This is a genomic window from Kibdelosporangium aridum, from assembly GCF_900176515.1.
In the GTDB taxonomy this organism is placed as follows: domain Bacteria; phylum Actinomycetota; class Actinomycetes; order Mycobacteriales; family Pseudonocardiaceae; genus Kibdelosporangium; species Kibdelosporangium aridum.
Genome location: NZ_FWXV01000010.1, coordinates 433147 through 458991, shown reverse-complemented (window position 1 = coordinate 458991; position 25845 = coordinate 433147). Strand labels below are relative to the sequence as shown.

Sequence of the window (25845 nt, the reverse complement as noted above, 5' to 3'; positions counted from 1 at the left end):
TGTTGACGGTCTCAGCTGGGATAGGGCGTCGCGTCTGGCCTTCGCGGGCATGCCGCCGCGGAGAACAAATAGGATCGACCCGTACTGGCGAAGCTCGTCGGTGAAGCGCTCGACGTGGGGCCGCGCTGGGTGAGTACGAGGCAATGCCTTCCTCGTTGTAGCGCAGCGGTCACATCGGTGATCAATTGGTGGACACGGGTGTCGTTGGCGACGAGGCCACGGTAGGTGGCGGCCATCAGCGGTATTCGGTGTCGTGCACGTGTAGCACGGGCGCTGGTCTTGGTATCGCTTCTGGGTGATCGAGGTCGAGCTGTGGTGCTTGGTCGTCGTGAGTGTCTTGTGTAGAACTCTTGATGGTGCGCCGGATTGGGCCGATTTGGAGTGAGATGAGGTCGTCGAGTTTGTCGCGTCGGTAGGGTGGCGATCAGGCCGAGCTATCGGCGTGCTGTGACTTACGTGACGGCGTGTTCGAATGCCGCTGCGGGAATGTGATGGCATTCGTCGGCGACAGCCAGACCGTAGCCGTTGGTGAGGGACGTGATGTCGTCCTTGCGCGCCAGGGTTTGCACCATCGCGACGTCGACGACACTGCGGGTTTGTACAGCCGCCACCGAGTTGGCCTGGGTTCGGTGTCTGGGGCGTGGCTCAGACTTTTCCGGGGCTGGGGGAGGGAACGGCACGTGCCCCGCGCCGCGGAGATCCGCGAGGTCACCGGCTTGGATCATTGAGAGACCTGCGGAATCTGGTGGACGAGGACGAGCGGCGGGGCAAGGCCGTGCTGCCCGAGGCTAGAAGCAGCAGGGACGGGACTCCACAGTGGCCGACGCATTTGTCATCTTCGACTGTCCACATCTCGTTCTGCCGGCCGGATGGCCACGGCGGCCAAGGCTGTGCGCAGTGCTGGGGACGGTCTAGTGCAAGTCAAGCTGGCCTGGGTGACCGAGACTGGTGCTGTTGGGAAGAGGTTGCAGGCGATGCACTCCTGGGAGTGCATATTTGATGGTTGGTGTGCGCCACTCTCTACAGAGGACTGAAATGTGCTCAATCGGGTTTCACACTGGTGGAACAGGAGCAAAACAGGAGCAAAACAGGAGCACGGGCGCGCGTCCAACTGTGCTGTACTGCACTCGGTGGCATCATACTGCTTTGATTGCAACGGCTTGACGTGTGTAGTGTAGAGTCCCAGGTCGGGAGCACTGTCCTAATCGGACTGACAGTGTGGGGTCAGGGGTTCGAATCCCCTCAGCTCTACTCGACTCGACTCAGGCGGTCTGTGTTCGCGGAAAGCGCGAACCGGGTCGCCTCGAATTATTTCTGGGGGCCGAGCCCCCAGACCCCCACGGTGCGTGCTCCTTACGAACCAGCGCTGGGCGCCTTTCGCTTTTACTAGCGTGCTTCGTGTCGACCGGCTTGATCCTTAGCTCAGGTCCCCTTAGCAGTGACTTCTGGGTTCTTGTGCTGTGGACTTGTGGCGGTGCACTGGTATGGAGGAATTCGGGAGGACAATCTCCCCCTGATTTCGTGTCGACCTTTGCCGTTGAGTTGTTGTCAGTGGCCGACGGTGGCCTGGTTGAGGTTGTTGGTGGGCTCGTCGAGCAGGTCAGCTCACATGATCAATTGTCGGAGCCTCTTAGCCGGTCATGTTCTCGATCGTCACGCGCAGGTCGACCAGTTCTTTTCTGTTGCGCAGGCCGAGGAGGCGCAACGTGGCGGCCATCTTGTCCTCGATGGTGCGCGGGGACAGGTGCACCTTGGTGCCGATTTCCTTGTTGGTCCGTTTCTGGGCGGCCAGGGTGGCGACCCGTTTGAGTTCCGGCGGCAGGCCCTGCCAGCGGACGGCGAAGCCTTCGGGTTCCTGGGGGATTCCCAGCATTATCGCCTGGCGGTGGTCCAGTTCCCGGCCCGCCGCGACCGCGCTCTCGATCTCCGGGCCCGCGATCGCGCGGACGATCGCCTCGGCGCGCTGCTGGGCTCGCAGGAACGGTCCGAGGCCTTCCAGCCGGACGTTCACCCGGGTGCGCAGTGACTCCGCGGCACCCCAGGCCCGGCCCAGTTCGACCGCCGTGAGCTTCAACGGCTGGGACCCGCGAGCACTGTCGGACTGCTCACCGCGGTGTCGCTGCAACAGGCCTGCGCCGACCCAGAAACGTATGTAGGCCAGCCACGTGATGCCCCACGAGTCATCGACATCGCGCTGATCGAGGACCGTGTCCTGGACCAGCGCCTCGGCCTGCCTGGGGTCGGCGTGCCACGCCAACGACATCGCGTGCGCGATCCGTGCCCAGGTGATGGCCCAGTGACCGCCGGCCTCCTCGCATGCCGTGAGGTACTCCCTGGTCAACGTGACCACCCTGCCGGGCTCGTCGGTGAGGTGGAACGCGGCTGCCAAGCCCGCGAACAGCGTGCACATCGCCCAGCCGCCCTGGTCGCCGATAGCGGTCGAGTCTTTCGCCGCCCGCATGAGGATGTCGATGCACCCCATGTCGTAGCTGCCGTCCTGGCGCGGGACAAGCATTCGGTGGGCGCCGTCGACGAACAGCACTGCGGGGTTCACCGCGGCGGTGAACGGGTTGTCCTCGCCGCCGTCGGGACCGTGCTCGTCCATCCGGCGTTGTGCCTCGAGGTACAGATCGCGCAGGCGCTGGGCCTCGTCGACCCGTCCCTGGCACAGGGCGATCCACGAGGCCATCGCTGTCGCCACGATCCGCATCGGGTGTGCCGCGCCGAGGTGGGCGGTGGCCGCCAGGCCCTTCAGCAGCCATTCCTTGCCCTCGCCGAGCTTGCCCCAGTAGAACCACCCGCGCAGCCGGGAGATGTGGATGGCGATGGCAAGCGCGTCGGCGGCCAGGTCCGGTTCGGTGTGCCCGTACAGCATGGCGGCCTCGAAGTTGCCCAGCTGCCAGCGTGCGTCCTCGAGGATGGTGGTCTCCTCGGGACTGAACCAGATGGTCCCGTACCGTGCCGCCATCCCCACGAAGTGCTGGAGGTGCCTGCGGCGCAGCGCGCGTTCCGCCGAGCTGTCCTCGATCTTCTCCAGCGCGAACATCCGCACCGGCTGCAGCAGGCGGTAGCGGTGGACACCGCCGCGGGTGTCGGCCATGACCAGTGACCGGTCGACGAGTGCCTTCACGGCCTGGATCACCTGGTCCGGGTCCAGTTCCTCGTCGCTGCACACCTGGCCCGCTGTCGGCAGGTCGAAGCCGCCGGAGAACACGCCGAGCCGGTCCATCACCCGCCGCTCGACCTGGTCGAGCCGCCGGTACGAGCCGGTGTAGGACTGCCGGAGGCCGTCCGGGACGAGGAACCTGTTCGCCCGCCCTCCCACGTCGTCCAGTCCCGGGTAGCGGCGCCGCACGGGCTGACGGGAGTCGATCACGCGGCTGGCCCGGATCTCCGCGAGCGACTCGTACCGCAACCGCGCCGCGTCAATGGCGATCGCCAACGGCAGGCCGTCCACGCTGCGCACCAGCTCGGCCGCGATCACCCGCTCAGCCGCGGACAACGGGTGGCCGAGTGCGTCGGCGCGTGCCGCGAACATCTCCAGCGCAGGCCACCGACCGTCCAGCGAGTCCTGTTCGCGGGGGAAAGGCAACGGCGGCACGTACTCGACGTGCTCGCCGACGCAGCCCAGCGGTTCCCGGGACGTCGCGAGGACGGTGACCTGTTTGGGGACCGCGGCCAGCAGGCTGGCGACGAACTCGCTGGCCTGGAGCACGATGTGTTCGCAGTTGTCCAGCACCAGCAGCGTCGTGCGGTCCGGGGTCCGCAGGTAGTCGGTGATCGCCTCCCACGGCGGGCGGTCGCCGTAGTCGGGCGAGTCGAGGGCGTCCTGGACGGCACGATCGACCTGGTCGGGCCCGGTGTCAGGGGACAGGGACGTCATCCGCACCCACCGGACGACCAAGTCCGGATGGTTGTGCCGCATCCACCACGCTGTGTGCAGCGCCAGCGTGGTCTTGCCGACTCCGGCCGTGCCGGTCAGGGTGACCACGCGCGCACCACCCCGCAGGTGGTCTCTGATACGGAACGCCAGTTCGTCCCGGCCGATCAACAGGTCCGGCTCGGCCGGCAGAGCCCCCGAGAGGTCTCTGGGCATCCCGCAGCACTCCTCGACGTCCCATGGTCATCGGGCAAACGCACGCGTGTCCGCGCGCGGGGAAACACCGTAGCGGTAGGCGTCCGGGTGAGAGACGAGTGATCCCTCTCACGACCGGGCACGGTCCCACGCGCGAACAGGTGTGGACAAGCGCCCAGCCCGGTGGTGATGTTCTGGCCTGCGGCAACGGAATGTGATGCGGCTACCCGCCGAGATACGCGCGCTCCGTCTGGATGGCGTGGTCAACCAGCGTCAACAGCGCGTGCCTGCACGCTGCCTTGCTGCGTGCGTCGCACCGGATGATCGGGGTCTCCGGGTCGACGTCGAGTGCGTCGCGGACGGCCTCTGTGTCGTAGAGCGAGAGACCGTCGAAGTCGTTGATGGCGACGACGAACGGGACCGACCGGCTCTCGAAGAAGTCGATAGCCGCGAAGCAGTCCGTCGGCCGCCTGGTGTCGATGAGCACGATGGCGCCGACGGCACCGATGACGATGTGGTTCCACGAGTTCCAGAACCGGTGCTGGCCGGGCGTGCCGAACAGGTAGAGGGTGAGGGAGTCGTCGAGCGTCAGCCTGCCGAAGTCGAGCGCGACCGTGGTGGTGGTCTTGCCGTTTACGCCGGTGAGGTCGTCGACGGTGGCGCTGGTTTGCGTCAGCGGCGCTTCCGTCGTGAGCGGCTCGATCTCGCTGATCGCGCTGACCATGGTGGTCTTGCCGACGCCGAAACCGCCTGCCACCACGATTTTCGCGGTGCGCGGGAATCCGTTGTGGTCATGCATTGATTAGTCCGTCCCTGACGCGTTGGAGGAAGTCGAGTCGCGTCTGGCCGTGGGTGTCGGCGGCTTGGAGGCCAAGGCTGATCGTGAGGCGGCCGTCGTCGACGAGGTCGCTGACGAGGATCTGGACGGTGGTCAGCGGCAGCGCCATGCGCGCGGCGAGCTCGGCGATGGCGATGGGCCGCGGCGCCAGGTCCATGATCGTCTGCATCTCCGGCGACATCGCCAGCAGGTGCCGGTGCCCTGCCCGTGCCTGCTGGTCGGCGCCAGCTGCCACCTTTACCTGCGTCGTCAGGTCCAGATCGGAGCGGCTGGGTACGGTACGGCCGCCCGTGAGCCCGAAGGGCCGCACGAACGGCTCGTCGTCATCGCCGTGCCGGGCCATGATCAGCGCTCGGGGGAACCAGTCGGCACCCACGCCGGGGCGTCCGCGTCACGCAACGTGGCGGTCAGTTCCTGTCCCACCGAGCCGACGATTCTGTGCAGCGCGTAGAACACGTCGTCCAGGACGGCGTCGTGGTCGGCACGTGCCGCGAGGTAGGCGTGGGGCCCGGCGGCGATGACGACGTACCAGGATTGGCGACCCTCGATCGGGAGCTGTCGCAACACGTCGCCCTGCTCAGCGAGGACGGAGCCAGCGAGTGCCACGAGTGAGGCGGTGCCCGCCGCCAGTCGTTCGGCGGCGGCGCGGTTGGCGGTGTCCTGGTCCCGGTACGCGTGGGCTCTCAGCATGCCGTCCACGGTCACGGCCATCACCATCTGCAGGCCGGGGACACCGTCCGCGGTGAGGAGGTTCTGGAGCAGGTACTGGACACGTTCGGTCATCGCTGTCGGCTTTCTTCGTCTTCGCGCGGCCAGGCCGGCGACTGAGGTGGTCCGGGCTCCGCGGCGGCGGCCTGACGGCCTCGTTCCGTCCCACGCTGCAGCTGGCTCAGCTGGGACCGGGTGTTCGCGACGTCGATCTCGTCCGGCGGGAGGCTGGCGGCGGCGTGCACCATGCCCGGGGAAGCGGAGGATTGCAGCGAGGCGCCCCGACGGCGCCTGGGTAACGGTGGGGGCGCACCGTTCGGTGCGGATACCACGGGGTCCGCGGTCATCGGCGGGCGAGCGTGCCGGGGTCCCACATCGTGCGCGGACCCTATCGGGTTCGGCACCTCGGCCCTGCCGGGCCCGGCCGAGGACGCGACCAGCGCCAGGTCGTGTTCGGCGGTCGTCTCCGTCGCCGTGCCGAACCACGTCGATTCGGCGGGTGCTGCCCGGTCCTCGCCATGGACCATGACCTCCTCCTGCGGAAACGAGGCCAGCAACTCCGAGGGCAGGGTCACGACCGCCGACAGGCCCTGGAAGGCCGAGGTCTGGAAGGCCACGATCATGCCAAGCGCGCGGGACAGGTGCGCCACCACGAAGAAGCCCAGATGACCGATGGCGTCCTCGCGGACCATCACATCGAACTCGGGTGGGTTGCGCATCAGCTCGTTGACCGACTCCAGCGCCTGCCGGGACAGGCCCATCCCCGCGTCCGCGATCTCGATCGCGACGCCGTGCGCGGTCAGCTCACCGAGTACCCGGATCTGGCTTCCTGGCGGGGAATACCGCACGGCGTTGTCCATGAGCTCGGACAGCACGTGCGCGACCTGGTGCGCGAGCAGCGGTTTGACTGACACCTCCGGGATGTTCTGCAACGAGAACCGCTGCAGCTGCCCGGCCGGGTCCGGGCCCTCCGGCGGCGAGGTCTCCGTGGCCGCGCCCTGGACGATGTGGAACAGCGGCACAGGGTTGCGCCGCTGGCGCCGCGGTTGGTCCCCGGCGAGCACGATCATGTGGTCGGCGATGCGCCGGGCCCGCACCACCTCGTGGTCGATCCCGTAGAGGAGCCGGAGGACGGCCGGGTTTTGTTCCTTTTCCTGTGCCGCGAGGACGGTCGACAACAGCCGTGCCACCGGGAGCTGGATGCGGTGCGCGAGCTCCTTGAGCACCCGCGTCGTGCCCTTCCGCAGAAGGATCTCCCGTCGGCGCGCCTCGAGGTCGGCGACGACGGCGTCGCGGAAGCGGGCCGCGACACCGCCGATCTCGTCCGGCCCTTCGTCGAGGAGCACGACGTCGTCCCGGACGTCGACGTCGTCGTCCTCCTGAAGCACGCGGACCAGCTCCGGCACGTCGTCGGTGGCCACCCGGTGCACGCCCTGGGCCAGGCTCCCCAGCCGGCGCGACACCCGCCGCGCCAGCCGCACACCGACGATCGCCGCGGCCACCGCCGCCGCCGCGAGGGCACCCAGCAGCAGCGCCGTCGTCCAGAACACCTCGGAGCCGGTGTCGGCCGCCGCCCCGGCGATGGTGGTGGCCTGCATGACCGTGAGATCGACCAGCTGCCGGGACACCGTGGACGTCAGGTCCGTCCATTCGCGCGCACTGACCGGGAACGACACCGTGATCTCTCTGTCGCCGCTCCGGTGCGGATCGGGTCCCCGTGCGATCAGTGCGTCCTCGATGCCGCTCAGCCGTTGGTACGCCGATCCCTCGACGACGTCGGTGTACCGGTCACGGACCCCGGGCTCGAGGTACTGCGCGGTCGTGTCGAGCTCGTTGTGGTAGGCACCGACGAGGTGCTGGAACCGCTGGTACTCGCCGGCCGCGAAGGTCTGGTTGGCGAGAGCACCGACGGCCAGCGAACCGGCGCGGGACATGTTGTCAGAGACCCGGAACAGTCCCACCGCGGCGATCGCGGACTGCGTGATCTCCACGTCGGGCACGAAGCGGGCCTGGGCGTCGAACAGGCGCGTGGCGGCGTCGAGGACCTCGTTGTAGTACGAGAAGACCTCCGCCGGGCTCGCGGACCTCGACTCGATCAGGCCGCGTTGCTCCGGCAGCCGGTCGAGCAGCTTGGTGAACGCGGTCAGCCGGTCGGTGATCTCCGGCGGAGCCCCGGACAGCGCCTCGGACGCCTTCTGCATCTTCTCGAGCCCTTGGGAGGTACGGGTTTCCTGCTGCCGGAGGGCGGCGGCGTCGGCGCCCGGTGCGGCCAGGTAGGCCAGCGCATGCTGCCGCTCGGCCTGCAGCTCAGCCAGTGCGGGCACCGCGGGCACGGAGACCTCTTGCACGCCGTCCCCGATGATCTTCAGCTTGAGGCTGGGAAGACCGATCTGGATCACGCCCAGGAGAACCGTCACACCCAGGAGCGCGACGAGCGTGAGGGTTGACAACCGCAACCGGGTCCCGAGCGACTGGAGGCGACGGTGCGGCTGCGCCGGCGCCGGGGGTCGGTCGTACACCTGCTTACTCCTTGTGTGTCTCGATTGCGGTCGCCGCCCGCGTGGCCACTCCGCGCCGAGCGAGCCGTGAGCTCTGGCCCGGTCGTGGACCGGCGACCGTGGCTGGGCGAGCCGAATCCGCCTATCCGGCGTCCGATCGGACAGCTGGACGGGTTCGCGTGCTGGGCCCTAGCCGACTGGCGCGCTGAGCAGCTGCTCGAGTGCCCATGGGGTCTCGAACAGGCGGACGATTGTGTCGGCGAGCTCCGGCTGTCCGGCCGCCTCCGCCAGCAGCTGCCGCACCGGCGGTGGTGGCTCCAGCAGCAAGGAGGTCAGCCGCGACGCCGGATACGCGCGCTGCTGCCGCCACTCGTCGGAGCAAGCGGTCAGGAACGCCTCGTCGAACGGCCCGGAGTGGGCCAGCGCGCGGCGAGCGAAGATCGCAGCGCCGTCAGAGTGGCTGTTGGCGCCCTGTGCTGCCAAGGGATCCATCTGGATGGCCAGGTCACCGAGGGACGCCACCGGCCGCCCCGACAGTGGCAGGTGGCTGACCGGCTGACGCACGACCGGCGTGACGGCGCCTGCCATAGTGCCGCGTGCGTCGGCCAACGTGGCCCGGCCGCACCGGGCGGCCACGCTGGGTGCGAACTCACGCAGTAGGCGCAGGAGGAGTTCCGAGCGCGCGGCAGGGTCCTTGACGTCCCGGAACGTGTCCAGCGCGGTCCCGGGGCGTGCCTCCATCAGGACGATGTGGCAGGTGCGGCCTTCGCTGGTCGTGCGATCGCCGAAGTATGCCGGGATCAGCAGGATCTCGCCCTCGGGCAGCAGGGCCAGCTGCACGTAGTTGCCGGGAGTCGGCTCGACACCGTCGAGGTAGACGGCGAGGAGTTGGCGGGCAGGGGGCAGCGCAGGGAAGGCGGGATCGGCGGGGAACAGCTCGGCGAGATCGCTGTCCTTCGGCGAGGTCGTGACGACGACGAGGTCGTGGTCCTGCGCCAGCCGGTCGACGTAGGCCGCGGTGATCGGCTGCCTGGTCTCGGCGTGGATGCGTACGCCCCGGTCGTCGAGGATGCCGAGCCAGGCGGCGAACCGATCGGGCTGGTTGACGGACACGGCGGGGTTGGTCAGTGTGCCGCGCCATTCGAATAGGACCCGGCCCTGCTCGACAGCCTGGCACCAGATACCTCGGATCTGCGGCGCTTCCGGCCACAGGTCGAACCCGAGTGACCGCTCTTGTCCGCGCGTGCGCCACACCTTCACCTGGGTGGAGCGAACCGGGCTGGCCGCGACCGCTTCCGGCGGGGTCGGGGTGAGCACTGTCGCGTGCCCGCCGCCGTTGCGGATATGAGCCGCCATCTGCAACGCCGTCTCACCGGCGCCGACGACCAGCAGCCGCATTCCCATTCGCTACTCCCAGTGCTGTCAGTCGAATCCGGGCGCGTGGCCCTTCCGTGCGATGTGTGCGCCCACCGTGCCAGTACGGACAGTTCTGGGGAATGCCTTCTCCCCCCTCGATCATCGCGGGCCCGCGGTGCTTGCCGGACGATGACCTTCGTCCATATGGGTGATGTCCCGGTCCGCTACGGGGGATGCACCGGTAGTCACCGGGCTCGCCACGGGCCATATCGGAAAACCCCTCTGACCCGACGCGAATACGGCATTGCCGCCGGGTGAAGCAATGGTGCGTGACGTGGAGCCGCGATGCCATGCTGCGTACGGAATGCGCCTGTCCGGTATTTGTACGTCAAACAGTTCGGAAATTGCCAGTGACCAGTTTGATCACCTCGGTGCGCCGGAGCGGCGCGCGTCACCTGCCCGACCGGCGATACCGGGACGGGTCGCGCATGACGAGCTGGCGGTCTGCACCGTCTTGGTGGGAAACCTGGTGATCGAGGAACTGGGCGTCAAGGTCACGGCGGCGTTAGCGGTCCGTTTCCCGCTCGGCGGCGTCCTTCCGGGCACCAACCACCGGGTCGGCTGGCGAGACGACGTCGGCCACTTCGCCCCCATCGGCCGCGACGAGGTCCAACTCCTGTCCGAAGGCACACTCGAAGGTCTGACAACGCTGTGCCGGATCTCGTTCACCTTCGGCGACGCCATACGCATCCCTGGCGAACAGCTGTTCCGCAAAGTTGTATGCGATCGCTGCCTCATCGCCGTGCAAACCCTTCCCGAACTGCTTCTCCTGTGAATAAGGCGATGCACTCCTGAGGGCAGCATATTGTAGAGTCGCAGGTCAGGGGAACTGTCCGAATCGGACTGACAGTGTGGGGTCAGGGTTTCGAATCCCCTCAGCTCCACTCGACTCTGAGACTCCCTTGCTTCGCGCCCTTCGCTTGGGAGTCTCGTCGCTGTCTTTTTGGGGGCCGAGCCCCTAGACCCTCCACGTGCCGTCTCCGGCGGGCCTCACTTCACATCCGGGGGTTGGATGTGCGCGCACGTTGATCACTGTTGACAGAACACGCTCATGCTGATGTGCGGGTTCCTCAGCGCTTGTTTCCGAGCTTGGTCAGGCCGAGGGTGTTTGGTGCCGAGACGAGGGAATTCGTAGCCGATCGGACGGTGCCCCATGCCGTTCTGTCGCGGACTTGCCCGACGAGCATCGGGGCCTTCAACCCTGGCCATCCTGTACGTTCGGCCCGATCGAAAGTTTCGATCGCGGCCCTTGTCATTTCGATCGATGTGGTACTTCGCGCGATGCGGTCAACGATTCGACACGGGCGGTGGCGCGCTCGGGTCAGTGCTGCCAGTGGCGAATGCCATACGACAACGTCGCAGGTCGACACGTACGGCCGAGCGATCCATCAGCGGTTGATCCTAGGTGTGGTCCTGGTGATTCCCGTTGACTGCGGCGGCAGGACTGGCTACATTGGTTCGAAACTTAAAGTGGGATAGCCTGAACGTTTGAGCGTCAGCGGTGACGTTGTGGAGGTGAGGCACCCAGGGTGAGCGGATGCCCCTGCGTATCCATCCGCCACCGCCACGTCCTGCGATTCATTCGATCACGCACATGTGCGAGCGGTGCTGGGCGCGATCCACTTCGGTTGTCGGTGGCCACGTTCTGCGTATTCAGCCGCGTAACCGAGTGTGCAGAGACGCACTTAAAAGCAGTTGCTTCTTGAAGGTTCGGGAGCGGTCTGGCAACTGCGCCAAGCGGCGATGTTCGCCGTTACCCCAATGCTCTGTTTGATGTGCACACATTTTTGCGGGCTTAAATGTTAGCGCTAACACAACAGATATCGCCGCTTTCACCTGGACAAGGAGCTGCCATGAGATTCAACGACGAATCTGAGCAGGCCCGCCAATGACGTGGCTGGGCGCATCGGATTGGTCGCCCTCCTGGACACCACTGCGGCGCGGTCGCGCTCAACACCGGCGTGGCGTTGGTGGCGAGCGTCGGCACGAGTGCTTGGTACGTCCTGGAACGGGACCGACCGGCCATGGCAACTCGGTCGCATCGGGTAGGCGGTGCGACAAGCGCGCCCACCTCACCCAACCAGAGCTGATCAGATCCCGCGCTCCCGTCGTGACCAACCCGGGAGAGCGGGGATCGGGCCTCCCTGCACGCATATCGGGCTTCGTGCGGCCCTGACACCGAAGGAGAACCACCATGAATTCGATGGGTCAAGCTCCGCCGACCGTGCCACCACGGGCGGCACCCCACCGTAGGGATCGCGCCCGGCGCAGCGGTTGGGCGCGCACGCTGATCACCCTGCTCGCGACCGTCCTCGCCGCTGTCACGGCTGTCGCGCTCAACACCAGCGCAGCGTCGGCAGCGACCGTCGACACGAGTGCGTGGTATGTGCTGGTCAACCGCAACAGCGGCAAAGCGTTGGACGTTTCCGGCGTTTCCACCGCCGACGGAGCGGTGGTCCACCAGTGGTCTCGCCACGACGGAGCCAACCAGCAGTGGCAGTTCGTGGACTCCGGCGACGGCTACTACCGGCTGAAGTCGAAGAACTCCGGCAAGGTGCTCGACATCGACAACTGGTCGACCGCGGACGGCGGGAAAGTCCAGCAGTGGACCGACCTCAACGGAACCAACCAGCAATTCCGCCTCGCCGACTCCGACAGCGGTTACGTCAGGCTGATCAACCGCAACAGCGGCAAAGCCGTAGAGGTGACAGGCTCGTCGACCGCGGACGGAGCAGCCGTCGTCCAGTACGGCGACCGGGGCGGGGCCAACCAGCAGTGGCAACTCGTCCGCCTGAGCGACACCCCGCCCGGCACGTGCTCCCTTCCGTCGACGTACCGCTGGACGTCGACGGGGTCGCTGGCGAACCCGAAGGCGGGCTGGGTCTCACTCAAGGACTTCACCCACGTCGTCTACAACGGCAAGCACCTGGTCTACGCGACGACGCACGACACGGGAACGACCTGGGGCTCGATGAACTTCAGCACCTTCACGAACTGGTCCGACATGGCCTCGGCCAGCCAGAACGCGATGAACCCCGGTGCCGTCGCATCCACGCTGCTCTACTTCGCCCCGAAGAACATCTGGGTGCTCGCCTACCAATGGGGTGGGCCCGCTTTCAGCTACAGGACGTCGAGCGACCCCACCAACCCGAATGGGTGGTCGGCGCCGCAGACGCTCTTCACCGGAAGCATTTCCGGCTCTGGCACCGGACCCATCGACCAGACGCTCATCGCGGACGGCACGAACATGTACCTGTTCTTCGCCGGCGACAACGGCAAGATCTACCGTGCCAGCATGCCCATCGGGAACTTCCCGGGCAGCTTCGGCTCGTCCTACACGACGATCATGAGCGACACACAGGCCAACCTGTTCGAAGCGGTCGAGGTCTACAAGGTCCAGGGCCAGAACCAATACCTGATGATCGTCGAGGCGATGGGACGCAACGGGCGCTACTTCCGCTCGTTCACGTCCACCAGCCTGAACGGTTCGTGGACGCCGCAGGCCGCCACCGAGAGCAACCCCTTCGCCGGCAAGGCCAACAGCGGCGCCACCTGGACCAACGACATCAGCCACGGCGACCTGATTCGCAGCAACCCCGACCAGACCAAGACCATCGATCCCTGCAACCTGCAGTTCCTCTATCAGGGACGTGACCCCAACTCCGGCGGCGATTACGGCCTCCTGCCGTACCGACCGGGTCTGTTGACATTGCAACGCTAATCGCCTGACACAGGGGGTCGCCGCCCTTGCTCTGCACCGGGTAAGGGCGCCGACCCAGCCTCCTGGTGATCAGTGGCGCAGGTCTGCCCGGAGGAACTCGGTGATGCGGAGCAACTTTGGTGGGCGTGTCACATCGTCGGAGAGGGCCTGGAACGCCTCGTCCTGTCCGATGAGACGTGGGGCGACGAGTTCCACCTCCCGCCCGTCGACTTTCAGCCTCGCGCCGCCTGCTGCCAAGACGTTCCGCACCCAGTCCGATCTTGATCCGTACACCAGGATGAACAGATAGCCGCCGTCGACAGGATGCGCGTCGAGCGGCGTGCGGTACGTCGTTCCCGAAGTGCGCCCGACGTGGGTCAGCACCGGTCTCTTCCCGCGCGCGATCGAGCGTGGGTTGACCACACGCTTGTTCACGCGTCCTAACCACCTTGGCATCGGCATTTGGCATGTCCTCCTTTGGCCTTACGTGTGTAAGGCTGACTTACGCATGTAAGGTTGTCAACACGCCCGCACCCCTGGAGTCTTCGTGTCACCACCACGGCCACCGCTCAGCCGAGATCGTGTGCTTGACGCCGCGATCCAGGTCGCGGATCGCGGCGGCGCGGCGGCGATCACGATGCGACGGGTGGCGCAGGAACTCGGCGTGGAGGCTATGTCGCTCTATCACCACGTGCCGAACAAGGACGCCATCCTCGACGGCGTGGTCGATGCTGTGTTCGCGGCGATCAAGCTACCCAGCGCCGACTGCGACGATTGGCGCGAAGCGATCCGTGAACGCGCTTACTCCGCGCGTGCGGTCTTGTCGCGGCACAGCTGGGCTCTCGGCCTCATGGATTCCCGTCGTAACCCTGGGTTGGCGACGCTACGCCACCACAACGCCGTCCTCGGCGTTCTGCGGGAGGCGGGCTTCGCGCTGCCGACGGCCGCACACGCGATCTCGCTCATCGACAGCTACATCAGCGGGTACGTCCTGCAGGAGGTGAACCTGCCGATGACGACGCCCGAGGACGTCGAGGAAGTGGCTGGCGGCATCCTCGAGCACCTGCCGGCGGACGAGTTGCCGTACCTCAGGGAAATGATCGTCGACCATGCCCTGCGGCCGGGCTACGACCACACGAACGAGTTCGGCTACGGCCTGGACCTGATCCTGGACGCGCTCGAAGCTCGCCGAAAGTAGCGCACGACGATGTCCGGCCGCGGGGTTTCGGTCGGGATCCGAGGGCGTTATCGCAGTTGGTCGCGGCGGCGGGTCAGGTTGGCGGTCTCGGCGGTGTTGCCGGCCAGTTCGATGGCTTTGTCATACGCCGCACGGGATTCCTGGCTGCGGCCCAGCCTGCGCAGTAGGTCGGCGCGGGTGGCGTGGTAGGCGTGGTAGTCGGCCAGCCTCTGCTCGAGACGGTCGACGGCCGCCAGCGCCACCTCCGGTCCGTCGAGCTCGGCGACTGCGATGGCCCGGTTGAGGGCGATGACCGGGGAGGGGTCGAGGCGGACGAGTTGGTCGTAGAGCGCGAGGATCTGGGACCAGTCGGTGTCGCGCATCTCGCGGGCTGAGGTGTGCACGGCGTTGATCGCGGCGAGGATCTGGTAGCGGCCCGGGGCCATCCCGGCGGCAGCAGCGGCGAGGCGTTCGCGCACCAGCCGGTGCCCCTCGGCGATCAGCGTCGCGTCCCACGCCCCACGGTCCTGCTCGGCCAAGGGAACCAGTTCACCGCCGGGCGAGACCCGGGCTGGGCGGCGGGCCTCGATGAGCAGCATCAGCGCCAGCAGTCCGGCCACCTCACCGTCGTCCGGCAGAAGGGCACGGATCAGGCGGGTGAGCCGGATCGCCTCGGCGGTCAGGTCGTGGCGCACCGGATCGGTGTCGGAGCCGGTGGCCAAGTAGCCCTCGTTGAACACGAGGAACAGGACGGTCAATACGCCGGAGACGCGTGCCGGGAGGTCCTCGGCGGACGGCACGCGATAGGGAATGTGCGCCGCCTTGATCTTGGTCTTCGCGCGGGTGATCCGCTGTCCCGTGGCGCTTTCGGACACCAGGAAGGCGCGGGCGATCTCGGGCACAGTCAGACCGCCGACCATGCGCAACGTCAGCGCCAGACGGGCTTCCATCGCCAGTGCCGGGTGACAGCAGGTGAAGATCAGCCGGAGCCGGTCGTCGTCGATGGCGCCGGGAGGCTCGGGCGGGCTGTCGTCGTACACCATCCGAGCCTCCTTGTGCTTGTCGTCGCGCTTGTTCTCGCGCCGGACCCGGTCGATGGCCTTGCGGCTGGCGGTGGTGGTCAGCCACGCGCCGGGATTGGGGGGCACGCCGTCGGCCGGCCACCGCTCGACGGCGGTCGCGAACGCCTCGGCGGCCGCCTCCTCGGCGATGTCGAGGTCACCGAAGCGCCTGGTCAGGGCGGCGACCACCCGGGCCCACTCCTCGTGGTGGACCCGGATGATCACCTCATCGACGTCGCTCACCGGAACGGCCGCACCTCGATCTTCCGATCGCAGATCCTCGACGCCTCGGTGGCGAGCTTGAGCGCCACATCCAGATCGGGCGCCTCCCACACCCAGACACCGGCGAGGTACTCCTTCGACTCCACGAAAGGCCCGTCGCTGATCACCGCCTGCTCGCCGCGGTTGTCGATGACCGTGGCCGCGTCGGTGTCCGCGAGTCCGCCCGCGAAAACCCAGTAGCCCTCGGCGATCAGTCGTTCGTTGAACGCGCTGATGGCAGGCTCCCTGTCGGTGCAGCCGGGATTGCTCTTGTCATCGATCACGGAAACCAGGAACTGCATCTGAAGATCATCTCCTCTGGTGTCAAGACAGTGCGGTGGACGGTGTTTCAGCCGGCGTAGTACTGCGGGCGCCCGGCCGGCCGGTGGACCTGGATGGTCACGCCCTTCGAGTCGACCCGCGACTCGATCAGGTCGAGCGCGAGATCCGGGCCGGTCTCCGGGAACAATCGAGCGCCCTGGCCGAGGATCACCGGGATCACGATCAGAGTCATCTCGTCGACCAGATCGTTCTCCAGCAGCCACCGGGTCAGGGCGCCACTGCCGTGCACCTGCAGCTCACCCCCGGGCTTCGCCTTCAGGTCCGCGACGGCGGTCGCGAGGTCGTCGGACAGGACGGTGCTGCCCGACCACGCCGGATCGGTGAGCGTCCTCGACACCACGTACTTGGGCTGTGTGTTCAACGCCCGCATGACGGGCTCCCAGCCAGGGACATCCTGTTCAGTCAATGAACCCCATGAGTCGGCGAACAGCTCGTAGGTCCGCCGGCCGAGCAGGAAGGCGTCGGCGCGCTGGTAGGTCTCCTTGATGAACGCCGTGGTCTCGTCGTCACCCTTGCCCCGGGCCCATCCGCCGCGTTCGAATCCGTTCCTACGGTCCTCATCCGACGTGCCGCCGTTTCCCTGCATCACTCCATCGAGGGTGACCTGAGTCATCGTCGTCAGCTTCATGATCGCGGTTCCTTGCCTTGGCGCCGCCCCCTTGCGGGCGGTCTCACCCCTGCTACGAACGCCTCTGCCCCGATCCGACACCGCCCCCGGATTTCTTCGAAGATCTTTCCCGGACACCCGACGGGTTCGGCCCGAGCCCCTGCCATCAGGCCTTCCTCGGTTGTGCGGGCTTGTGCGGCCATTTCGGGGACGCTTCCGGTACGCGCACTGTCCCCGCTCTACTGGCTCGACGAGCCCTGTCGGGGCGGTCGAGCTACTTGGGGACAGGAGTTATGACACGACCACGATCCAGGTCAAGGGTGCTTGCGGTAGTCGTCGGTGTTCTCGCTGGTCTGCTGGCAGTTTCCGGTCAGGCGAGCGCGGTGGAGGATCAGTACATCGGCAAGCTCGGGTTTGAGCAGCGTTGCGCTGACACCGGCCACCTGATGTGTCTGTACCGGCTTGGCAATGGGAAGGGTGCTTACTGGGGGACAAGCAAAGATGTCCGCAACCTTGAAGGCATCTTCTATCGAACAGTGGGAACCGGGCAGAATCAGCCGGTCAAGAACAACTCCGAGTCTGTGATGTGCGCATTGCCGGTGTACAAGTGCTACATCTATTTCAACAGTGGTTATCTTGGTAACTGGGACTGGTTGTATGGAGGTGAAGTCGGCAACTTGCTGCTGACCTGGAGTGACAACGCCTCGGTACGAATCCGGCACGAGCTCTAGCGATATGGCATGTTGGCGAACTGCTGTCGTCATCGCGGCGGTCATCACGGGCTGTGGCACGACCAGCACAGTCGGCACGACGAACGGTGACGACGCATCAGGCGATTTCTTCCTACCGGTCGACGCGTATGCGCTGACAGTGCAGGACAGCGTTCTCATCGGCCACGCGCGGGACGTACTCGTCGATGACTGCATGAGCCGGCTCGGGGTTGAGACAGACCTCGCTTCCCGGTCCGCGCCAAAGGCGGACCGGGAAGCCGAGAACTTTGGGCACTACGGCAACAGGCGCCGTTACGGCATCACAAACGCAGACATCGCCAAGGCGTACGGCTATCACCTGGTGGGGCAAGCGACGGAAAAGCTGGACACACGTCAGCTGTCACCCGCCGTGAGTTGTATGCGGGAAGCTGATGCGACACTTGCTGGCCCGGCGGGACTGGGTGAAGCCGAGCTGGTGGGAAAGATTTCCCGGGACTCCTATCAGAGCTCAATGACTGATCCCAGCGTCACGCAGGCGTTCACCGCCTGGTCGGAATGTATGAAAGCCAAGGGGTACCACCACGCCCACCCCATCGAGGTCGTTGCCAGCTTTGACATCGACAACCCCGTCGTTTCACCGCTCGAACTCGCGACCGCCGAGGCTGACATCGCCTGCAAGCACCAGACGCACCTGATCGAGATCTGGCACGGAATCGAAGCCAGGCACCAGAGTGCCGAGATCAGCAAGCACGCTTCGCAGTTGGAGACGATCAAGGCTCGGCACAAGGAGGTCGTCGGCCGCGCCACTCAGGTGATCCACAAGTGAGTTTCGTATTGTCGAGTCCATACGCGGATCTGCTCGCCGAGTCGGCGCACGACGGTGCCGAAATCTCGGCGCGGCATCAGATCGGGGACGTCGCGAACCAAGCGCGGTGGATCGCTGGGGCATGATGGAAGGGTCGCCCCCGTCCGCAGCGAGGTGCCGCATGGTCAAGCGCAGAACCAAACTCGCGATGGCAGCCATCGCCTCCATCGGCGGTGTCATCGCCGGTGGGCGGTTATACCTGCGTCATCAGCTCGAGCCGGAGAAATATCTCGGCGTCACGCTCTACAGCGAGCCGCACTACCGGGGCCGGAGTCAGACGCTGACGCGTGCGGACACTCCCTGTTCGGTCAGCGAGACGGGATTGCCTCGCGTCGGCTCCATCAGGGTCCAGCGATACACCGGCGGGTTCCGGCCGGCGGTGCTCGAGCTCCCGCTGGCGTTGGGGTGGGTTCGGTCGTCGATCACCTCTCTCATTTCCCGGGACCTGGAAGGGGCCCGCGAAAGCGGCTCCAACGCAGCAGACCTCATGCGGAGCGCGCTCGACCCCCGCTCGTGGCACGCCGAGCGTGATCCGGCCTTGGACGTGCAGTCGTGGGTTCGGTTGTGGGCTGACCGGCCCACGTATCCGGCGGACGATGAGCTGGCGGGCTCTGGTGAGCAGCCGTGGTACGACGTCTTGACGGACACTCCGGACCTTGGGCCGTGGACTACGCGCACCCGCTATCTCGAACTCGGCGTCCGTACCCCCTGATCGCACAGTTGTCCAAAGCAGACTTATGCGGTGACTTTTCTGTCAATGTTGTGAGAGGGGCGCGTGAACCGCGACTGTCTAGCGTCACCGGCATGGAGTTTCTTCGAAAAACGTCCGTTCGTGCGGTCCAGGTGCTTGCGGCAGGGGCGATCGCCGGCGCGGTGATCGGCACGGCGCCGGCCGCGGCGAGCACGGTGACGCCCGGCGCGCTGGAAGCATGTACGGTGGCCACTCCCTGCTATGGCGGGCCCTACGGCGATCGTTTCACTTGCGTGTGGGAGTCGGCCAAGATGTCCAAGGCGTACACCGTCAGCCAGTGCTATTGGTCGACCACCCCGTGGTCGGGATGGTGGTACAAGTACTGGAGGTGACATCCTCCGGTCGCACTTGTCGTATCGCGCAGTCGTCCGCCGGGCGACTGCGCCCGGTCAGCCGTTGCGGATCACCCGGTAGATCGTTTCGGACGTCGGGGACGGCCGGGGGACGTCGTTCCAGCCGATTTCCTCGGCTCGCTTGGTGATTGCGGCCTTCACCTCAGCGGTGTCCACGTCGTCATCGAAGAACGCGACCGACAGCCCGTTTCCGGTTGCCGGGTCGACCAAGTGGTACGCGTTGAGGACACCAGGAACGGCCTTGGCCGCGTCGATGACCCACTGCCGGTCGTCGTCGGGCATCGGTTCCCACACTGCTACTCGCGCGATCATGAGCCACCACCTTTGTCGAACCCCGAGTCTGGCACAAAGGTCTCAGCCAGGTCGGGGTACGTGCGTGCGGTCTTCGGGGCTGTTTACAGCATTCCTGCGGCGCGGAAGAGGCGGTCGTAGATCTCGCGGATCGTCTCCTGCTTGCGGGCGTTGTAGTCCATCACGTGCCCGTCGCCAGCGATTGCCGCGCGTTTGGCGTCCTCGTAGAGCTTGCGGTCCTCAGGGTGGGTCCGTAGCCAGTCACGGAACATGCGGTGGCGGATGGTCTCTGGGCAGTCCGGGCCGAACACGTGCAGGTTGACCCTGGGGTCGGTGAGTGTCAGGCACCGGTGTTCGTGGAAGGACGGTTCTCGTACTGTCAGGACATAGCCAAGATGTGAGAGCGCGGGGACATATACGTCCTCGTGGCGGGGATCGGCGACAGTGAGGTCGATGTCGATGACGTCCTTCGCTGCCAGGCCTTCGACGGATGTGGAACCGACGTGCTCGACGTCGAGGGCAGCGTCGCCGAGCGCCGTGCGGATCTCCGCGGCCAGTGCCTGGAACAGGCGGGGCCATTCTGGCGTGTACGGGACGATCGCGACGGTCGCAGGTGACGGCGGGCCGTTGACCCAAGCGTTCTCAGTCGGGTCGGGATCGTGGTGTCGGGTGATCTCCTCATTGGTCGGCACTCGTCGCAACTTAGCAGCGCCGGGGCGAAGGCGTTGCTGCGTAGTTCTTCCGCCTACCTCGAGCAGAAGGTCTATCCGAGCATGACTCGGTCCAGTTGGGTACGCGAGGTGATGTCCAGTTTCGCAAAAACCTTGCGTAGGTGGTACTGGACTGTTCGCGGGCTGATGAACAGCCGGGTGCCGATCTCTGGGTTGGACAGGCCGTCGCGAGCGAGTTGGGCGACCTGAGTTTCCTGAGCTGTCAGCGTGTTGTGGTTCGGCTGGGTGCGTTTGCGGGCTGTCTCACCGGTTGCGCGCAGTTCGCGCTGTGCACGGGTGGAGAATGCTTCGGCTCCCATTGACGTGAATATTTCCAACGCTGTCCGGAGCTGTGCCCGCGCGTCGATGCGGCGGTGTTCGCGGCGGAGCCATTCGCCGTACAACAGGTGTGCCCGCGCTAGCTCGATGCGGACGTGCGTGCGGTCGAGGTACGTGATCGAGTCGCGGTGGTGTGCGTCCGCTTGTGCTCCTTCGGTCAGCAGGGCGTCGATTCGGGCTTGGATTCCGGACGCCCAGTCGCCGACGGGATCTGGCAGTGCTTTGACCAGATCGAAGTGACCGGTTCTCGCCGCGGCCTCCGCCAATTCCGTTATGACAAGTGGCGTGTGGAGTGCTCGCAATGCGGCGTCACGGGCGGCGTCATGGCGGCCGATTCCGTTGTACAGCACGGCTTTGGCGTAGTCGTCGGCTGTGGTGGGTTCGACACCGCGCCAGGCCTCCAGCACGCTTTCGATACACACTTCATCCGTGTTGCCGCCAGCCTCGACGGCTCGGCGCACCTCGTCCATCAGTGATGTCGCCGTGCGCAACTGGTCCCGCAGTTGCTCGGCTTTGGCGCGTTCACCCGCGGACAGCGGTCCGGCCAAGGCTGCGGCGACGAGTTCCAACGCTTGGTTCCTGGCGCCCGCGTCGTGTTTCGCCGCAGCCGCGGCAAATAGTCGCCGTGCGCGTTGAGCCGGCTCGGGAGTCAGAATCGCCGCGCGTTCCAGAAACGCTGCCGCTGCGGACAGACCGCCACGTGATTGTGCGCGGACGGTGCAGCGCTCGAGTTCGGCGGCGATGGCCTCCTGCGGGCCCGGGGTGGCGTGGGCGTGGTGCCAGGCGCGACGGTCCGGGTCGGTCCGCTGATCGGTGACGTCGCCCAACGCTTGGTGGATCTCTTGGCGCTGCGGCAAAGTGGCCGACCAGTAGGCCGCGCGCCGCATCGCCGGATGCCGGAACCTGACAAGGGTATCGAGTTCGAGCAGGCCTGCCTCGATCGCCGGATTCGCCGCACGTGCCGCAATGCCCAGCTTGTCCGCGGCCCGCCACACCAGCACCGGGTCGCCGACGAAGTCGGCTGCGGCGACTTGCATCAGTCGCCTTGTCTCATCAGGCAGCGTGTCGAGGTGCCATTCGTCCTTGGTGACCAGGGGGAGTGCGAAACCGCCGAGCGGCTCGTCCGGAATGTCCAGTATCGCCAAGGGGTTTCCGTGTGCGTCGGCGATGATCCGGTCGCGCACAGCGGGATCCACGGGTGCGGCCAGCGTGGAGTCCAGCAAGGCCCGTGCCGCGCTGTCGGTCAGGCCGTTCAGCTTGAGAAACGGCAGTCCGGCGATTTCGGAGCTTGGTTCGCGGCTCGCGAAGACCAGGCCCACTGGTCTTGTTCCCAACCGGCGGGCGGTGAACGCCAGTACGTGCACCGAGGCGTGATCCAGCCATTGTTCGTCATCGACCAGACAGATCAGTGGCTGCTTGTCCGACGCGGCGAACAGGATGTGCCGCACGGCAAGCGAGATCGCGAGCCAGTTCAGGGAGCCCGGCCGCATGCCTGCCGCGGTCCGCAACGCCTCACGGTGCGCGGCGGGCAGTTGGTCGAACCGGACCGGCAACTGGGTCAGGAGTTGGTACAGGCCAGCGAAAGCGAGATCAGCCTCCGGCTGAACACCTTCGACGCGCACGACCAGACACCCTGACGCGCGTTCAGCGATGTGCTGCAACAGTGCGGTTTTGCCCGCACCCGACTCGCCGACCAGCGCGAACGCATGGCTTTCGCCTGCACGGACCCGGCCGAGGAACTCCTCGAGCACCCCGGTTTCCGCGTCTCTGCCGATGAGTTGCATCGTCCATCCACTGTGCACCTAGACCCGACCCGTTGATGTTATGTCGCGCACACGGCTGGCCAGTGGCGGATGCGAGCGCACGGCGACCGAACGGATCGTGTCCGACGCAACGAGATCCGTTGATTACGAGGGGATCCGACAACAGATGCAGCCAACAAGAACAGTCACAAGATGGCGCTTGCTCGCCATTGCCCTGACGGCGTTGCTGGGCTTCGGCGTGATCACCGTGGCACCGCCGCGAGCCTCGGCGGTGATCGGCGACCGGCCGCTGGTGACCTGGAACATCCGGGGCGCGACGACCGACGACCTCAGTGTCTGGAATTCACACATATCGCAGTTCGTCGTCGGTGTGACGAACTCGCCGATCATCGCGTTGCAGGAGGTCGGCGGCCACGAGCCGGCCAACACCGAGGGAACGGCGACGAACTACCTCAACGGCGCCCACCTGTTGCCCGCGGCGATGCAAGGTCAACTGCCGCCGATCAACATCCAAGGCGGTCCACGGCAGGTGCGGCACAGCCAATGGACCGCGGGGCACGGCTTCTTCGACGTCTACTTCCTGCAGACGGACACCAACGCGGACACATGGGGCGGCGGACGGGTCAACCTCGCCATGGTCACCGACAGGCCGGCTGACGATGTTGTCATCGTGCCCAATCCGCTCGGCCCGCAAACCGGATTCGCGGCCCGCGCCGCGCTGGGTCTGCGGTTCGGCACGACGTGGTACTTCAACATCCACGCCCTGTCCGGAGGTGGCAATGACGCGCCAGGTCTGCTGGCCAACATCGACCAGTTCGTACAGACACAAGGCGCCAACCACGAGTGGATCGCCATGGGCGACTTCAACCGGCAACCCAACAGCGTGAACAACGGCGCGCTGCCCGCCGGTGCCGCGATCTACGGGTCCGGTCGCGCGACTCGGCCGGCGTCGTTGAACGAGCTGGACTGGTTCGTCTACTCAGGCGGTGTCCACCCTGGTGTCCAGGTGAATGTCCTTGACCAGCAAACCGCCGGTGTGTCCGACCACTTGCCGGTACTCGCCGGCCAGTTGCGCGCGGGCGCCGAACCGCGGGACCTCTACTCGGCCGACCGGGCCTTGGAGAGCATGGCGGCAGGTGGCGTGCTGGATGTCACGCGGGCGAACACCTCTATCGGAACGCCGATCATCAGCAGCAGGCGCAACGGCGGAGCCAACCAGAGCTGGGAAGTGGAGCAGTACAACGACGGAACAGTGCGGTTCGTCGGCAGACAGAGCGGCATGTGCATGCAGTCCGCGGGATCCGGCGGTCAGACGATCCAGCCGTGTACCAACAACCGTAACCAGCGCTTCTGGCGCGAGTATCTCGGCAACAGCGAATACCAGCTGCGCAGCGCGGAGAACCTGGACGACTGCCTGAACGTTCGCGGCGGTCAGTCGAACCCGAGCAACGACACGGCAGTGATCATGTATCCGTGCCAGAACACGCCGAACTCGCGCTGGGTGTTCACGCCTGCCAACACCAACTCCAGTGCCAGCAAGTCGCCGGAGAAACTGTCGGCCGGTGTTCCTGGGCCCTTCACGCTGGAAAGCGTCCGCAACGGTGGTGTCGTCGACGCGGAGAAGGAGAAGACCGGCAACGGCACCGCGCTGATCTCCTTCCACCGCACCGGTGGCGCCAACCAGGGCTGGGTGCCGCAGTGGCACGACCACGGCACTTACGACACGGTGTCGTTCAAGGGCGTGTCCAGCGGCCGATGCATCGATATCCACAACAGCAACGAGAACGTCGGCCCGGGCCGTGATCTCGTGCTGTTCGACTGCACGGGCCAGGACAGCCAGCTCTGGCAGCCGGAGCAGTTGGACGACGGTCAAGTGCTGCTGCACAGCGTGCCGCATCCGGAGCTGTGCATGGACATCGAGCGCGGTCCGGCCAACCCCGACGACGGCAGAATGATCGTCTGGAACTGTTCGGCAGCGGCGAACCAGCAGTGGATGTTCACCCCGTACGACCCGACTGGCGCCCCGGTGCCGCCGTACGAGGAGCCGGACCACGACGAGCTGATCACGTTGCCAGACCCTGGTCAGCCTGCCGAACGCACGGCGTACTTCCCGAGCTGGTCGATCTACGCCAACGAGCTCTACCCCAAGAGCCTCGACGGGCGCGGTATCGCGGGCAAACTCACCACGATGGTGTACGCGTTCGAGAACATCGACCCGGTCAACCTGACCTGCTTCGCGGCCAACAAAGCCGGGTCGTCGGACGAGAGCGATACGACAGGAAACGACGGTGCCTCCGACGCGTGGGCTGACTACCAGCGAGGGTTCACCAGCGACATCAGCGTCGACGGTGTGGCTGATCAGTGGGAACAGCCGCTGAAGGGCAATTTCAACCAGCTGAGGAAGCTCAAGGCGAAATACCCGGCGTTGAAGATCCTGCTGTCGATCGGTGGGTGGACGTATTCGAAGCACTTCTCCGACGCGGGAGCCACCGACGCGTCCCGCAAGAAGTTCGTGTCGTCGTGCATCGACATGTACATCAAGGGAAACCTGCCGAAGATCGGTGACGATCCGGCAGGCGGAACCGGTGTGGCGGCGGGGATCTTCGACGGGTTCGACATCGACTGGGAGTTCCCGGCGAGCGCGAACGGCCACGCGGGCAACCACACCAGCCCGCAGGACACCGCGAACTTCACCTTGCTGCTCAAGGAGTTCCGCAACCAGCTGGACGCCTTGGGCAAGGGACACGTGCGGCTGACCGCGGCGCTGCCCGCCGGGCCTGGCGACATCGACGAGCTCCAAGTCGACCAGCTCGGGCAGGTCCTGGACATGGCGAACGTGATGACGTACGACATGCACGGCGCGTGGGAGACGACCGGTCCGACGAACTTCCAGGCACCGCTGTACGACTCAGCCGAAAGCCCGGCCGCGCGAACCGGGTTGACCGTGAACGACGCGGTCAACAACTACCTGATGCGTGGTTTCCCGAACGAGAAGATCGCGTTGGGTGTTCCGCTTTACGGTCGCGGATGGACTGGCGTGCCGGACAACGGGAAGCACGGCCGGTACCAGTCAGTGACCGGGCCGACGGCGCCGTTCGCCTTCTCCCAGCAGCCGGGTGTGGCGATGTACAAGGAGTTGCAGGCGGCCGGGAAGCTGGGGAGCTTGTTCTACGACCAGCAGACCGGCGGCTCGTGGGTGTACGACGGCCAGAACTTCTACAGCATCGAGCAACCCCGCTCGCTCACCGCGAAACGGCAGTACATCAAGAACAAACGGCTCGGCGGGATCATGATGTACTCGCTGGAAGCCGATGACCTGGCCTCGACCTTGCTCAACGCGGCCACCGGATTCACCAGCTGAACCTGTTGCCCCCAAAGTG

23 protein-coding genes are annotated in these 25845 nt (G+C 66.2%); 9 read left to right on the top strand and 14 right to left on the bottom strand.

Annotated elements, in window-relative coordinates:
* Nucleotides 1–452 precede the first annotated feature (452 nt).
* From B9C43_RS57080 to B9C43_RS42695, 7 genes are all read right to left on the bottom strand, one after another.
* Nucleotides 453–611: a hypothetical protein gene (locus tag B9C43_RS57080; protein ID WP_160097088.1), complete on the bottom strand. Its 159-nt coding sequence runs from the start codon at nucleotides 609–611 to the stop codon at nucleotides 453–455.
* Between the two features lie 1019 nt (nucleotides 612–1630).
* The gene (locus B9C43_RS42720) at nucleotides 1631–4096 is read right to left on the bottom strand and encodes an AAA family ATPase (RefSeq protein ID WP_084433088.1); all 2466 of its coding nucleotides are present in this window, start codon (nucleotides 4094–4096) and stop codon (nucleotides 1631–1633) included.
* A 202-nt stretch (nucleotides 4097–4298) separates the two neighbouring features.
* Complete coding sequence (locus B9C43_RS42715) at nucleotides 4299–4874, bottom strand: GTP-binding protein (protein ID WP_033380580.1); 576 nt, start codon at nucleotides 4872–4874, stop codon at nucleotides 4299–4301.
* Nucleotides 4867–5289, bottom strand: coding sequence for a DUF742 domain-containing protein (locus B9C43_RS42710; RefSeq protein ID WP_143446981.1), 423 nt, complete (start codon nucleotides 5287–5289; stop codon nucleotides 4867–4869). Before B9C43_RS42710 ends, B9C43_RS42715 begins: the two co-directional genes overlap by 8 nt.
* A complete protein-coding gene (locus B9C43_RS42705) occupies nucleotides 5259–5696 on the bottom strand; it encodes a roadblock/LC7 domain-containing protein (protein ID WP_084433087.1) in 438 nt (145 codons plus the stop codon). Before B9C43_RS42705 ends, B9C43_RS42710 begins: the two co-directional genes overlap by 31 nt.
* Nucleotides 5693–8140 carry a sensor histidine kinase gene (locus B9C43_RS42700; protein WP_084433086.1) on the bottom strand — a complete coding sequence of 816 codons (2448 nt, stop codon included), beginning with the start codon at nucleotides 8138–8140 and terminating at the stop codon, nucleotides 5693–5695. The genes B9C43_RS42705 and B9C43_RS42700 overlap by 4 nt, the downstream gene beginning before the upstream one ends.
* Nucleotides 8141–8308: 168 nt before the next feature.
* Nucleotides 8309–9523: a styrene monooxygenase/indole monooxygenase family protein gene (locus B9C43_RS42695; protein ID WP_143446980.1), complete on the bottom strand. Its 1215-nt coding sequence runs from the start codon at nucleotides 9521–9523 to the stop codon at nucleotides 8309–8311.
* Between the two features lie 274 nt (nucleotides 9524–9797).
* Between B9C43_RS42695 and B9C43_RS56070 the strand changes: the two genes are divergently transcribed.
* Nucleotides 9798–10310: a hypothetical protein gene (locus B9C43_RS56070; RefSeq protein WP_033380586.1), complete on the top strand. Its 513-nt coding sequence runs from the start codon at nucleotides 9798–9800 to the stop codon at nucleotides 10308–10310.
* 1419 nt (nucleotides 10311–11729) lie between these two features.
* The gene (locus B9C43_RS42685) at nucleotides 11730–13256 is read left to right on the top strand and encodes a non-reducing end alpha-L-arabinofuranosidase family hydrolase (protein ID WP_084433083.1); all 1527 of its coding nucleotides are present in this window, start codon (nucleotides 11730–11732) and stop codon (nucleotides 13254–13256) included.
* A 69-nt stretch (nucleotides 13257–13325) separates the two neighbouring features.
* Here the strand turns inward: B9C43_RS42685 and B9C43_RS42680 are convergent, their stop codons facing one another.
* The gene (locus B9C43_RS42680) at nucleotides 13326–13670 is read right to left on the bottom strand and encodes a nitroreductase family deazaflavin-dependent oxidoreductase (RefSeq protein ID WP_235039175.1); all 345 of its coding nucleotides are present in this window, start codon (nucleotides 13668–13670) and stop codon (nucleotides 13326–13328) included.
* Nucleotides 13671–13782: 112 nt separating this feature from the next.
* Here B9C43_RS42680 and B9C43_RS42675 point away from each other — a divergent pair, with 112 nt between their 5' ends.
* Nucleotides 13783–14433 (top strand): TetR/AcrR family transcriptional regulator, encoded by a 651-nt coding sequence (locus B9C43_RS42675; RefSeq protein WP_235039174.1) that lies wholly within the window; start codon nucleotides 13783–13785, stop codon nucleotides 14431–14433.
* 47 nt (nucleotides 14434–14480) lie between these two features.
* Here B9C43_RS42675 and B9C43_RS42670 read toward each other — a convergent pair whose 3' ends face one another.
* Genes B9C43_RS42670 through B9C43_RS42660 form a run of 3 tightly spaced genes read right to left on the bottom strand, consistent with a single transcriptional unit; the run spans nucleotide 14481 to nucleotide 16704 of the window.
* On the bottom strand, nucleotides 14481–15716 hold the full coding sequence (locus B9C43_RS42670; protein ID WP_084433081.1) for an RNA polymerase sigma factor: 1236 nt from the start codon (nucleotides 15714–15716) through the stop codon (nucleotides 14481–14483).
* A complete protein-coding gene (locus B9C43_RS42665) occupies nucleotides 15713–16036 on the bottom strand; it encodes a YciI family protein (RefSeq protein WP_084433080.1) in 324 nt (107 codons plus the stop codon). Before B9C43_RS42665 ends, B9C43_RS42670 begins: the two co-directional genes overlap by 4 nt.
* Before the next feature lie 47 nt (nucleotides 16037–16083).
* Nucleotides 16084–16704, bottom strand: a complete 621-nt coding sequence (locus B9C43_RS42660; protein WP_084433079.1) for a dihydrofolate reductase family protein — start codon at nucleotides 16702–16704, stop codon at nucleotides 16084–16086.
* Nucleotides 16705–17003: 299 nt separating this feature from the next.
* Between B9C43_RS42660 and B9C43_RS42655 the strand changes: the two genes are divergently transcribed.
* From B9C43_RS42655 to B9C43_RS42640, 5 genes are all read left to right on the top strand, one after another.
* Nucleotides 17004–17414 (top strand): hypothetical protein, encoded by a 411-nt coding sequence (locus tag B9C43_RS42655; protein ID WP_051894861.1) that lies wholly within the window; start codon nucleotides 17004–17006, stop codon nucleotides 17412–17414.
* Entirely contained in the window at nucleotides 17377–18219 is an 843-nt protein-coding gene (locus B9C43_RS42650; RefSeq protein WP_143446979.1) for a hypothetical protein, read from the top strand. Before B9C43_RS42655 ends, B9C43_RS42650 begins: the two co-directional genes overlap by 38 nt.
* Nucleotides 18216–18344: a hypothetical protein gene (locus B9C43_RS59745; RefSeq protein ID WP_268811612.1), complete on the top strand. Its 129-nt coding sequence runs from the start codon at nucleotides 18216–18218 to the stop codon at nucleotides 18342–18344. Before B9C43_RS42650 ends, B9C43_RS59745 begins: the two co-directional genes overlap by 4 nt.
* Before the next feature lie 35 nt (nucleotides 18345–18379).
* Entirely contained in the window at nucleotides 18380–18970 is a 591-nt protein-coding gene (locus B9C43_RS42645) for a hypothetical protein (protein ID WP_084433077.1), read from the top strand.
* A gap of 92 nt (nucleotides 18971–19062) precedes the next feature.
* Nucleotides 19063–19341: a hypothetical protein gene (locus tag B9C43_RS42640; protein ID WP_143446978.1), complete on the top strand. Its 279-nt coding sequence runs from the start codon at nucleotides 19063–19065 to the stop codon at nucleotides 19339–19341.
* Nucleotides 19342–19398: 57 nt separating this feature from the next.
* Here B9C43_RS42640 and B9C43_RS42635 read toward each other — a convergent pair whose 3' ends face one another.
* The 3 genes from B9C43_RS42635 to B9C43_RS42625 all read right to left on the bottom strand — a co-directional run bounded on the left by B9C43_RS42635 (nucleotide 19399) and on the right by B9C43_RS42625 (nucleotide 22486).
* Nucleotides 19399–19674 carry a hypothetical protein gene (locus B9C43_RS42635; RefSeq protein WP_200825939.1) on the bottom strand — a complete coding sequence of 92 codons (276 nt, stop codon included), beginning with the start codon at nucleotides 19672–19674 and terminating at the stop codon, nucleotides 19399–19401.
* Between the two features lie 83 nt (nucleotides 19675–19757).
* Nucleotides 19758–20345 carry a GrpB family protein gene (locus tag B9C43_RS42630; protein ID WP_084433074.1) on the bottom strand — a complete coding sequence of 196 codons (588 nt, stop codon included), beginning with the start codon at nucleotides 20343–20345 and terminating at the stop codon, nucleotides 19758–19760.
* 71 nt (nucleotides 20346–20416) lie between these two features.
* Entirely contained in the window at nucleotides 20417–22486 is a 2070-nt protein-coding gene (locus B9C43_RS42625) for a helix-turn-helix transcriptional regulator (protein ID WP_084433073.1), read from the bottom strand.
* 178 nt (nucleotides 22487–22664) lie between these two features.
* On the opposite strand from B9C43_RS42625, the gene B9C43_RS42620 reads away from it, so the two are divergent.
* A complete protein-coding gene (locus tag B9C43_RS42620) occupies nucleotides 22665–25826 on the top strand; it encodes a glycosyl hydrolase family 18 protein (RefSeq protein ID WP_160097086.1) in 3162 nt (1053 codons plus the stop codon).
* Nucleotides 25827–25845 lie beyond the last annotated feature (19 nt).